Annotated in this window: 9 protein-coding genes; 5 read left to right on the top strand and 4 right to left on the bottom strand. The window is 58.5% G+C overall.

All coding sequences use genetic code 11. The annotated features are described in order from the left end of the window. Window positions 1-14: 14 nt before the first annotated feature. Window positions 15-1703 carry a diguanylate cyclase domain-containing protein gene (locus tag VJ956_RS01840; protein WP_324081007.1) on the top strand — a complete coding sequence of 563 codons (1689 nt, stop codon included), beginning with the start codon at window positions 15-17 and terminating at the stop codon, window positions 1701-1703. Here the strand turns inward: VJ956_RS01840 and VJ956_RS01835 are convergent. Further along, on the bottom strand, window positions 1700-1933 hold the full coding sequence (locus VJ956_RS01835) for a DUF2789 domain-containing protein (protein WP_324081005.1): 234 nt from the start codon (window positions 1931-1933) through the stop codon (window positions 1700-1702). The genes VJ956_RS01840 and VJ956_RS01835 overlap by 4 nt on opposite strands. A 97-nt stretch (window positions 1934-2030) precedes the next feature. On the opposite strand from VJ956_RS01835, the gene VJ956_RS01830 reads away from it, so the two are divergent. Next, complete coding sequence (locus VJ956_RS01830) at window positions 2031-4835, top strand: ATP-binding protein (RefSeq protein ID WP_324081003.1); 2805 nt, start codon at window positions 2031-2033, stop codon at window positions 4833-4835. 6 nt (window positions 4836-4841) lie between these two features. Here VJ956_RS01830 and VJ956_RS01825 read toward each other — a convergent pair whose 3' ends face one another. Next, window positions 4842-5204, bottom strand: a complete 363-nt coding sequence (locus VJ956_RS01825) for a hypothetical protein (protein ID WP_324081002.1) — start codon at window positions 5202-5204, stop codon at window positions 4842-4844. Window positions 5205-5440: 236 nt separating this feature from the next. On the opposite strand from VJ956_RS01825, the gene VJ956_RS01820 reads away from it, so the two are divergent. Next, the gene (locus tag VJ956_RS01820) at window positions 5441-6019 is read left to right on the top strand and encodes a hypothetical protein (protein ID WP_324081000.1); all 579 of its coding nucleotides are present in this window, start codon (window positions 5441-5443) and stop codon (window positions 6017-6019) included. A gap of 22 nt (window positions 6020-6041) precedes the next feature. Continuing rightward, window positions 6042-8237: a patatin-like phospholipase family protein gene (locus VJ956_RS01815; RefSeq protein WP_324080998.1), complete on the top strand. Its 2196-nt coding sequence runs from the start codon at window positions 6042-6044 to the stop codon at window positions 8235-8237. Between the two features lie 29 nt (window positions 8238-8266). Here VJ956_RS01815 and cls read toward each other — a convergent pair whose 3' ends face one another. Both cls and VJ956_RS01805 read right to left on the bottom strand, forming a co-directional pair. Further along, window positions 8267-9703 carry a cardiolipin synthase gene (gene cls / locus VJ956_RS01810; RefSeq protein ID WP_324080996.1) on the bottom strand — a complete coding sequence of 479 codons (1437 nt, stop codon included), beginning with the start codon at window positions 9701-9703 and terminating at the stop codon, window positions 8267-8269. After that, on the bottom strand, window positions 9700-10731 hold the full coding sequence (locus VJ956_RS01805; protein WP_414674359.1) for an AraC family transcriptional regulator: 1032 nt from the start codon (window positions 10729-10731) through the stop codon (window positions 9700-9702). Before VJ956_RS01805 ends, cls begins: the two co-directional genes overlap by 4 nt. Before the next feature lie 338 nt (window positions 10732-11069). Here VJ956_RS01805 and VJ956_RS01800 point away from each other — a divergent pair, with 338 nt between their 5' ends. Beyond that, window positions 11070-11864, top strand: coding sequence for an alpha/beta fold hydrolase (locus VJ956_RS01800; RefSeq protein WP_324080992.1), 795 nt, complete (start codon window positions 11070-11072; stop codon window positions 11862-11864). Window positions 11865-11884 lie beyond the last annotated feature (20 nt).

Below are 11884 nucleotides of genomic sequence, written 5' to 3'. Positions count from 1 at the left end.
ATCAGGAGAACCAGATGTCGCCGGAGCCGTCCTGGAAGGACAAATACTTGAAGGAACTTGAAACCTCCGAAATGCAGGAGATGCACTGGGAAGCAGAGAAAAATCTGCTCCAGCGTATGCTGGTGCGCACAAGCCTGGCCGCAGAGGGACAGAGCCCTGACCTGGATAAGCTGCTGGTGAGGGTGCGGGAGGAAATCCGCAAGGGCCGCTTTGATGCCCGGGTATGGGAGGATCTGCAGGATAGTATTGGTGGCAAGGTATCGACACTGGACGATCTCAAGTCAGAATCTGACAGTCAACTCCGGGACACGCTTGGGAAGTTGCTGGCAGAGCTCCATGATTACGAGGCGTTTCAACCTTTCAAACACCGGTTGCGTGATCTGAAAAAACGGCTCAGGAAGACTGATTCCCTGCGGCAGCTATGCACTGAATGGCTGGTCGAGTTTGCCAGTATCCTGCATGCAGGTCTTGAAGGGGGCTCTGGCCCGGGAGCCCGCCAGCCTTCACAAACGGGATTGTTCGGCAAACTTTTTGGCAAGCCTGCTGATGATGGGCCTCAGGATGACTCAGTGCCTCCCGCACCGGATGACACTGGCGGCGATCTGCCGGTGGAACTGGAAACCCCGGGCGGGGAAGAAGTCGATCAGCGGCTTAGAATCGCCCGCCGGGTGAGTCAGTTGCTGGAGCAGGTGCTGGAACAGGTGTCGCTGGAACCGGAGTCCGAGGCCAGGGCGCGGCGGCTTCAGAAAACCCTGCTGGCCAGTGACGACTGGGATGAGCTGAAAGAAGGTCTGAGCGGCGTTGCTGACCTGGTGATTGCCGCTGTCAGCCGCAGCCAGCGCGAATTCGAGGCTTTCCTGCGCAAGCTGGATGAACGTCTGGATACCCTCAGGAAATATTTCGCTGAACAGGAACACGCCCAGGCAGGGCGTCTTGGTGCCTCCGCGGAGCTGGAGCTTGAAATTCAGCGGGAGCTGGAAGCCTTCGGGCAAAGGGTTGATGACAGTGAGGATTTTCAGGGGCTCAAGGCCTCTGTCTCCGGGCATCTCAAATCTCTCCGCGAGGCCGTGGCCCGGTTCAGAGCGAAGGAGTCGGAACGGGAAAAATTCCTGTCCGAGCAGCTGGAAACCATGCAGCACAAAATGGCGGCCATGGAGGCGCAGGAAGAGCTGGTAAAAGCCGAACTCCGCGAGCAGCGTAGCCGCGCCACGACCGATGTACTTACCCAGCTACCGAACCGGGAAGCCTTGCGGGAGCGGCTGGACCTGGAGCTGCAGCGCTGGCACCGTTATGGCAATCCATTGAGCCTTGCGCTGCTGGATATCGATTTTTTCAAGCGGTTTAACGATTCCTACGGCCACAAAGCCGGTGACCGGGTTCTGCAACTGGTGGCGAAGGCATTGCAGGACCGGCTGCGCCAGACCGATTTCATCGCCCGGTTTGGTGGCGAGGAGTTTGTGGTACTGTTGCCCGAGACTTCGCCAGAAGTTGCAAAAGAAGTACTGGATGATCTGCGGAGTCACATCAGGAAACTGCCGTTTCATTTTCGCGGCGAGCCGGTCTTCGTCACTTTTTCAGCGGGTGTTGCCGGATTCGAGCCGGATGATCAGAGCGACTCGGTGTTCGACCGGGCAGACAGGGCCCTATACCAGGCGAAAAATTCGGGCCGCGACCAGATCTGTGCCAGCGATCATCAGGGTTAGTGGCGCATCCGGGCGTCCAGTTCGTCGATTATCTCGGCCCAGTCAGAGTCTTCCTCCAGGCCCTCTTCCAGGAAAGTGGACTGGCTTTCTCCCCAGAAAGGGGCATCCTGCAGCGCCACTTCCGCTGGCAGTGGTGAATGTTTTGCGATGAAACTGTCAATGCTGGCGTCATCCGCTGGCAGGCCGAGCTGTTCAAACAGTGCTGTCATTGTGTGCTTTTCGGTATCCATAACAGTCAGGCTACTCCTTGAATGCAATCAGTGAATTTTGTCGGTATTGTTTTTCAAGCGATATCACGAACTCTAGTCTAACTCATGAGGATATCCAGTGAAGGCGGCGTTGCGTTTTCTGTTGTGTCTCGCGTGCCTGGTGGCCACCGCCCCGGCAAAGGCAGAGCCACCCCAGCCCCCGCCGGCCCCGGTGCTTGCCAGTGATGACCTTCGCTGGCTTGAGGCCCGCAAACCGCTTCAGGTGGGTGTGCCCAGTGATCAGGTTCCGCTAGCCTTCGATACCGGTGAAGGCGAGTTGGCCGGCGTTTTTATCGATTACCTGAACACCGTTTCCACCAAACTTGGTGTGGCTATTGAAGTTGTTACCGGCGATGAAGCCCAACTGGACCAGTGGCTGGCGGAGGGGGTGATTGATGCCAGGCTGAGTACCCGTCTTTCCCGCAGTTCAAAGGACGGGGAGCCACTGGTTTCCGCATCGTTGATGTCACTTACCTATGGCCTGTTTGTTGCCTCCGGTGATACCGGAATACTTGAGCTGGCGGATCTTGAAAGTACCCGGGTCGCGGTGGTGGCCCGGGATGTCAATCAGAACAGACTGCTGGACGCGGTGCAGAGCTTCACGCCGGTGCCGGTTGATACCCTGGGGGAAGCGGTCAGCATGGTGCTGTCGGGACAGGCCGATGCCTTCCTCGGGCCGGTTTCCGTGGTATCTGATTATCTGCGTTCTGCGATGGTAAGCGGGATACGGTTGGCGCGTCTGATGGACCAGTATTCAGTGGATGTGGTCCTTGAAGTGGCACCCGATGAGGAAAGCTTGTTCCGGGTTTTGAATCAGGCCGTTCTGGCCATTACCCGCAGCGAGCATCAGGCTCTGCGCCAGCTCTGGCTCCAGTCCAGCTTGCCGGAGACGGAGGACAGCAGCCTCCGGCTGTCGGAGCAGGAAGCGGAGTTTCTCAGTCGCAATCCCAATCTGCAGATGGCTCTCCGTCCGGACTGGCCACCGTTCGAGTTTTCCGAGGATAGCGAGCCCAAAGGATTGGTACCGGACCTGGTTGCCCGCCTGGAAGAGCAGTTGTCCTACCGTTTCAGTCACCGGCTGCTGGAAACCGGCCAGGTGCCGGAAAACCAGCTCAGTGAGGGAGCGGTGGATATACTGCCAGCGGTCACCCGGACGCCGCGACTGGAACAAGACTTCCTCTTCAGCCGCGCCTACCTGACCGTGCCTGTGGCACTGGTCATTCGTGACGACGGGCGATTTATCGGTGAATTGCGGCAATTGCGGGACGAAAGGGTGGGCGTAGTAAAACGCCAGGCGGGTCATGATTACCTGTTGATCAACCATCCGGATCTTGACCTCTATCCGGTCAGCTCCGTAGAGCAGGGCCTTCTGGCGCTGTCGAATGGCGACCTTGATGTCATGGTCACCCATATCCCGGCGGTCAGTTACACCGTCGCCCGCCTGGGCCTGTCAAATCTTCGCATTACCAGTATCACCCCTTACCAGTATGAACTGCGTTTCGCGGTCAGAAAGGATCAGCCGGAGTTACTGGGCATCCTCAATAAAGCCCTGAGCAGTCTGGACTCCAATGAGACCGAGGCCATCTACAATCGCTGGATCCACCTCGATATAGAACAGGAGACCGACTATACCGTGGTCAGGCGCATACTGCTGATTGCGTTACTGGTTGTGCTGATTTTTCTGTACTGGAACCGCAAGCTGTCCCGGGAAGTGGATGAGCGCATCCGGTCGGAGACGGCACTGCGCCGCAGCGAAGATGAACTGCGCTCCGCCAAACAGGATGCAGAACGGCTGGCCCGGCAGGCGGAAGCTGCCAGTCGTGCCAAAAGCGAGTTTCTTGCCAACATGTCCCATGAGATCCGCACCCCCATGAATGCGGTGATCGGTTACAGTGATCTGCTGAGCAATAGCGTCAGGGATCCGCAGCAGCGCAACTACCTGAACGCCATTCGCGCCGGCAGCCGCAGCCTGCTGATGCTGATTAATGACATTCTGGACCTGTCCCGGATCGAAGCCGGCAAGATGCGCCTGGACTATTCCGCAGTGTCCATGCGCCGGCTGCTCAGCGATGTGCGGCATATCTTCGATCTGCGGGCGACGGAGCAGGGTATATCCCTGGAAGTCAGTGTGGATTCGCGAATGCCTGCTGCCATGAGGCTGGATGAAACCCGTCTGCGTCAGGTGCTGTTCAATCTGGTGGGCAATGCCATCAAATTCACCCACGAGGGTGGTGTGACGGTGCGGGCAACGGCGACCCCTCTGCCAGGCGCTGGTACGGGGTCAGGCAATGATACTGGCGACGCCGGGGCGCGAGGGTTCCGGTCACAACTTGTGGTGATCGTACATGACACCGGCATTGGCATTCCTGAAGATCAGCAGGACCAGATATTCGACGCCTTCGAGCAGCAGGACGGCCAGAGCAATCGCCGCTATGGTGGCACCGGCCTGGGCCTGGCAATCAGCCGCAAGCTGGTGGAAATGATGGGGGGCGAGCTTGAGGTCGAAAGCGAACCGGGTGTCGGTTCCAGTTTCACCGTCCGCCTGCCGGACGTGGAAGTGACCAGTGACAAGGCCGAAGACGACGGCCAGCCCCGGGAGTCCGACCGTTTACTGGCTCAGACCCTGAGCATGCATGAGCGGAGCTGGCTGCGGGAACAACTGGACAAGGATTTTGGCGACGAATGGCAGTCAGTCCGGGACAGCGGTGACCCGGAACAGATGAAGGATTTCGCCCGTCGGGTGACCGAATGGGGGCGGCGTCTTCGTTCACCGTCGGTTACCCGTTATGGGGAGGACCTGCTGGCGGACGTGGAAGCGTTCAAGCTGGACGCGGTGAACAGTTCGCTGGCGGCATTTCCCCGCTTGCTGGGCAGGTCAGAGTAAGGTGGTTTACAGGCAGTCGAACTGGGACCGGCGGTCGAAGGCCACTGACACCATGTCATAGCCCTGTTCTGTCAGATCGCGGATCAGGTCCCGGTTTTTCAGCATGGCCATACAGACCTTGTGGACGCTGGCCTGCATTTGTTCGGTGTCCGGCTCGTCGTTCAGGCGGAAATCAACGATCAGGTATTTGCGCTCAATCGCGGACGATACCGGGATCGCCTCGCGCTCGACACTTTCGTAACCGATGTAGGTTGCCTGGTGGGCCGGGAACAGTCCGCTCAGCAGCAGGTCGAGATTGCTGGCAGTGGCCGTCCCGGTGCTGACCAGCAGTAAAAGCGCAGAAGCGATGATCAGGCGAATAGGTTTCATGGCTGTCATGCCCGTGGTGAGCGACCGAGTTTCAGTCAGATAAATGATTCTGGTAACACCGTGTAAGCAAAGGTTACTAATGATTAACCCGGACTACCAGCAAATCTGTTCAAAAAATCGCCATGTTTTTCAAATTTTAACATTTTGCTCCGTGTTCCCCGTGATTTGACAAGGTTCCCGCAGGCCCTTCGATTCAACTATGATGGGACTATCAAGGCAAGGTCGGAGGCAGGATCATGTTCCAGTTGGTTTTTAAAGGCGAGTGCACTCCCGGTACTGATCCGGAAACGGCCCGAAACAGCGCCAGAACCCTGTTCAAGGCCAGCGCCGAGCAGGTTACCAGAATGTTCAGTGGTCAGCCCGTGGTGATCCGCAACCGGCTGGAACAGGCTCAGGCGGAAAAATACCGTGGTGTGCTGCACAAGCATGGCATGGTCGCCTACGTGGAACTCATGGAAGGGACTGTTGAACCGAAAACAGAGCCTGAGCCCCAGAACAGACCTCCGGTGTCAAAGCCGCCTTCAGCTCCGGAATCCGGCGGTTCGGTAAAAGTTGAACCAGGCGACAGGCCGAATCTGGCCGGGGAAAGGGTGGACAGCATTCTTGCCGGATCCGACCTGACGCTGGACCCGGTGGGCATCACCCTCGAACAACACAAAGAAGTCAAAACTCCCATGTTCGAGCATCTGGACGAATGGACCCTCGCCCCGCCGGGCACTGAACTTGTGGAACCCCGCAATACGCCGACTCCTGTCCAGCCGGATACTTCCGGGCTGTCACTGGTGGAACAGGACCAGTCAGACCATAAAGACTGAACGCCGGCAGATAAGGATGCTGATGCGCCGTTTCCGGATTCTTGCCTTGCTGACAATACTGGTAACCGGGCTGGCAGTAGCGGCGGAACGACCCCGGGTGGCGCTGGTCCTCAGTGGTGGCGGTGCCAAAGGGCTTGCCCATGTCGGTGTGCTGCGAGTGCTGGAAGAGATCAGGGTGCCGGTGGATATTATCGTCGGCACCAGTGCCGGTTCGGCGGTGGGTGCGCTTTATGCTTCAGGCATGAGCGTTGAGTCCATCGAAAACCGCTTTATCAATCTGGACTGGTTGTCCAGTTTTCGGGATGACCCCGGTCGGGTTTACAAACCGGTGCGCCGCAAGCAGGAGGACTGGCGCTTTCCGGCCACCCCCGGTATCGGTATCAGTGCCCAGGGTCTGCTGATGGGTGGCGGCATTGTCGCCGGCCAGAACCTCGGGTTTATCCTCAATGAACTGACCCGCGATGCGGCGCTGGTGGAGGACTTCGATCAGCTTCCGATTCCCTTTCGAGCAGTGGCCACCGATCTGGAAACCGGCAACACTGTGGTCATCGGCCATGGCCATCTGTCTGAGGCCATTCGCGCCAGCATGAGCGTCCCCGGTGTTTATGCACCCGTGTCCAAAGACGGGAAGCTGTTGATTGATGGCGGTATTGCCAACAATCTGCCAGTGTCTGTAGCCCGGCAGATGGGTGCCGACATAGTGATAGCGGTGGACATCACCGAGCCCCTGATGGACAAGGAAGACATTCGGGATGCACTCACGGTTATCGGACAGCTCACAACACTGCTTACCCGCCGCAATACCGAACGCCAACTGGATCTGCTGGGGGATCGGGACCTGCTGATCCGTCCGGATCTGGGCGAGCTGTCGTCGGCTGATTTCTATCAGGCCGCGCCCTTTTTTGAGCTGGGCGCTACTGAAACCCGCCGGCATGCGGTCAGGCTCAAAGATCTTGCGGTCAGCGAAGACGACTGGAAAGCCTACCGCCAGAGGCTCGAACAACGTTCGGCGGGGCCTTCTGTTATCAGCCGCATTCGGGTAGCTGCGGACAATGCTCTGGCCTCTGATTTCATTCGCTCCCGGATCGGACAGCAGTTGGGCGAGCCGCTGGACAGCGCCGGGCTTGAGCAGGATCTGAAGCGCATCTATGGTCTGGGATACTACGAAACCGTGTCCTACTCTCTGGAACCGCTTCCTGAAGATGGTGCCGGGCTGCTGGTCCGGGCCCGACGGAAAAGCTGGGGCCCGAACTATCTTGCTTTCGGGCTGAACTATGAGGACAACTTCGAGAACAGGACCGATTTCAACCTGGCCGTGTCGCTGCGCATGACCGAGCTGAATACCCTGGGCGCGGAATGGAATACCGGCCTGCAGCTGGGAACCAAACCCTGGCTGCGCACTGAGTGGTATCAGCCGCTGGACTATGGCTACCAGCGGTTTCTGACGATAGGAGCGGAGTATCGGCGGGAAACGTTCAGTGCCTTTGATGGTGAAGGGGTCCGGATCTCGGGTATCGATCTGTCCACCAGCGAGATTGACCTTTCGTTAGGCACCGAGCCGGGTATCAACAAGCAGGTGCGCCTGACCTACCGGCGGGGATACGCCACGGTGGAAGAACAGTTGGGTGCTCAGATTGTGCCCCAGGAGTACATTGACAGAGGCAATCTGAGCCTGGTCTTCGAGCATGACTCGCTCGACGATGCGTTTCTGCCCGAGGCCGGTGTTTTTGCGGGAATCCGGGGACGTCTGGAACGCCCGGACCTGGGTTCGGACCGGGATTTTGACTCGATCCGCGTGATGGCGGTGGGGGCAGAGACCTGGAATAAAACCACCGTAACCGGACTGGCCTTTGCCAACGCCGTGATCGGTGGCGTGGCGGGTATTGAAAATTCGGTGGTTCTCGGGGGATTTCAGCGCCTGTCGGCCTTCAGCCAGGGTGAAGTTGCCGGTGAGGATGCTGCTCTGGTCAGTGTGTTTGCCCGCCAGGCCTTTGGCGGCCCTTTTGCGCCCTGGTTTGCCGGTGTCGGGGCTGAAGCGGGCAACGCCTGGTCGTCACTGGGGGATGCCCGCTGGCAGAATCTGCTTTATTCCGGAAGTCTGTTTGCCGGTCTGGAAACCATCATTGGCCCGATCCAGCTGTCTGTGGCCTATAACAACAAGGATAACTGGAGCGCCTATCTCAATGTCGGCTTTTCCTTCACCCAGTTGTTTGACTGACAGATTTCAGGACCGGGCGCGCCTGGGCACTACAGCAGCGGACCCATCAGGCGAATGGCGCGGCAGGTCAGACGAAACGGAATGGACCTGTCCCGATAGTCGCTTTCGGTCATCAGGCGGCAGTTCTCCAGGTCGTTGTTCAGCATCTGCGCAATCCGGTCCACAAACGTCATTGAGGTATTGATGGCCATGATCTCGAAATTCAGCCGCATTGAGCGATTGTCCAGGTTGGCGGTGCCGACCGCCGCGTAACGGCTATCCACCAGCACCGTTTTCTGGTGCATGAAGCCGGGTTGGTAGCGGTATATTGAGATCCCCGCAGCCGAGGCCTGAACCAGATAGGAGTATGCCGCCAGCCCGATGATCCGGCTGTCGGACTTTTCGGGGATGATGATGCGAACATCCACGCCCCGGAGTGCGGCCAGTTGCAGGGCATTCAGAATCTGGAAGTCCGGCACAAAGTAGGGCGAGGCGATCCAGATTCGCGAGCGGGCGTTGTTGATGCAGTTGAGAAAAAACAGCGCACCGGTTTCGTAGATGTCGGCAGGCCCCATGGGCAGAATCAGTACCTCCTCATCGCCGTGGGAGGATGCCGGTGGCTCCCAGTCAAGTTCCGGAGTCTCGGTGCTGGCCCAGTTCCAGTCCTGCAACCAGGCCAGTTGCAGTCCCTGAGCTGCAGGGCCGCGGATCCGGCAGTGAGTGTCGCGCCAGGGTTCCCGGCTGCCGGCGGTGGCCAGGTATTCATCGCCGAGGTTGATGCCGCCGACAAAACCCACCTCGCCATCGCAGACCAGCAGCTTGCGATGGTTGCGGAAATTGGCCTGTAGCCTCATTCGCCGAAGGTTGCCGTCACCGAAAGAGGCAACGTGGGCGCCCGCTGCCGCCAGGTCCTTCAGGTATTTGCGCGGCAGCCAGACGCTGCCGAGGTCGTCGTAAAGAAACCAGACCTCGACTCCCTGTGCCAGCTTGCGCTCAAGGATCGATTTGATACGCCCGCCCACCTTGTCCGAACGCACGATGTAGAACTCCAGCAGGATATAGTGCCGGGCGTTTTCCATGGCTTCGAACAGAGCCTCAAAGGTCGCTTCACCATCTTTCAGCAGATCGCACAGGTTGCCGCGGGTAAAGGGTTGGCGGCCGAGTCGGCACAGCACCCGGAGATCGCTGCTGTCCTTTGCCTGCCCGGGCTGATCAATGACGGTGCCTTGCTGCTCGAACTGGCAGAGCGCATTATTGAGGGTCGCCATGCCCGGCCGCCTGGTCTTCAGATAGCCGCCAAACCGGTTTCTTCCGAACAGCAGGAACAACGGCACGGCAATGTAGGGCAGACCGATCAGGGCAAGTATCCAGGCGATTGCGCCCTGTGGCGTGCGGTAAGTGAGCAGTATCCGGTAAATGCAGGCAGCTGCGAGCGCGTAGAGGGCGATGAGCCCATAGACGATCCAGGACGGGTCCGGCGGGCTCATGGTGCCGCGTCCTGCTTTGCGCTGGCATATCCGACCAGCTGTCGGGCCCGGTACTGGGCGGGGGCAATTCCGGTCCAGCGTTTGAAAGCTCTGCTGAAGGCGCTCAGTTCCGAGAACCCGAGCAGAAACGCGATTTCTCCCAGCGCGTAATGGTCAGAAGCGACATAGCGCATTGCCTTGTCTTTGCGCACCTCTTCCACCAGATCATGAAAACCCAGACCTTCTTTTTTCAGTCGCCGGTAAAGGGTCTGGCGGCTCATGTGGCACTGTTTTGCCAGAGTGTCGGCGTCGATGCGTTCTGTGGACATCTGCCGGGATATCAGGCGGCGGATTTTGCGGCCGAAGGTGCGGCGACTCTGAAGCCGGGTCAGCAGAGCATTGACCTGATTCAGAACGGAGGAATACACCACGGGGTTGCGGTGGGGGATGGGATGGTTCAAATGACGGCGCTCAAAGGCAATCCGGGTCTGCTCGCATCCGAACCATACCGGCCCGCCGAACAGGTCCCGATATTCCTGCGCGTAATCAGGTCTGGCATGGCCAATTTCGACCCATGCTGCGGTTATGTCAGGATGAATAAAGTGCCGGGTACGACTCAGCACCGACGCGATGGTGCGGTCCATGTCCTGACGACAATAATGCCCCGGGGTATCAGCCTGCCAGGTCAGAATGGCCAGGTCACCGTCCTGCTCGAAACTCAGCCTGACTGACTCGTTGATCAGTCGATGCAATCTGGTGTACTGGGTGACCGCCTCGCCCAGAGTGTCACAGTTGAAGAACACGTGGCCCACCAGACCCATGCGGTCAGGGGCAACGGTTTGACCAACATGAAGACCCACGGCCGGATCACCGGTGACCGTCTCGGCGTACTCCCACAGATGGTAATGCTGGTCGGCGGGAATTCTGAGATCCGGGGCGGAGAGCGCCTCTGCCGAGTAGCCGGTGATCCGCTCGACGGCCCCGGGATTCAGAACACCCTGGCACCGGAGATAATGCACCAGCGCCAGGGTGCTGGAGGCGGCGATCATTGGCGATGTGCTGGTATTGGTTTGCTCGGCGCTCACAATGACCTTTCTGTTGATGAGGAAGTTTTCACTCTGGCTGTCACAATCTTTCAGGCTCCCTAAAGGTAGCATTAAAAACCGCGAAGCAAGCAATCCGGCTTCATCCGTGAGGGAGTGTTGCAGGGGAGTCGGGATTTGTAGACCATAACGGACCGACATTGTTGCACTGGCGGAGTCTCTGAACAGCACTTATTATTGTGGGTCATTATTTTACCTGACATTTTATCGGCCGGGTTCGCCCGGCCTTTTCGTGTCCCCGTATTTGTCCCGGCCGGGGAGACGGTTTATGGGAGAAAAGAGTTATGAGCGTTGAGCTTAATCATCAGATCAAGGGAGAGGGTGAGCCGCTGATCCTGCTGCACGGGGTATTTGGTTCCCTGGACAATCTTGGCGTGGTCGCCCGGGGGCTCCAGGACAACTGGCAGATTCACTCCCTGGATCAGCGCAACCACGGCAAATCCCCTCATACCGACACCATGACCTATCCGGCAATGGCGGCGGACGTTCTGGCCTACATGGACGCACAGGGTCTTGATACGGCGGCGATCCTGGGGCATTCGATGGGCGGGAAGGTTGCCATGCAGCTTGCACTCACAGCGCCTGAACGTATCAGCGCGATTATCGTTGCGGATATTTCGCCGGTGACCTATCGTCCCCGTCAGGATTCGGTTCTGGACGGCCTGAAAGCGCTTGATACGGCGGCAATCAAATCCCGCCAGGAGGCTGACCGGGTGTTGTCCGATTACGTTGAGGAAGCAGGTGTGCGGCAGTTTCTGTTGAAAAACCTGATGCCGGTCCCGGCTGATGAGAAAGATGATTCCGGAGCCCGTTATCGCTGGCGGCTCAATCTACCGGTAATAGACCGCTGCTACGCACATCTGTCTGCCGCACCGGAAGGCGAAGAGCCTTACCGGGGGCCGGTGCTGTTCGTCAAAGGTGCTGACTCACCCTATATTCAGACCAAGCACCGGGATACTATCGACCAGTTGTTTCCCAACGCCGAGCTGGAGATTATCGAAGGCGCCGGCCACTGGTTGCATGCCGAAAAGCCGGAAGACTTTATCGCGCTCTGCCGCCGCTTTCTGACTGGACACTGATAAATAAAAAGAGAAGTGCA

It is taken from the genome of Marinobacter sp., from assembly GCF_035268745.1.
In the GTDB taxonomy this organism is placed as follows: Bacteria; Pseudomonadota; Gammaproteobacteria; order Pseudomonadales; family Oleiphilaceae; genus Marinobacter.
The sequence above is the reverse complement of the archived record's forward strand: the minus strand, read 5'-3'. Positions and strand labels throughout refer to the sequence as shown.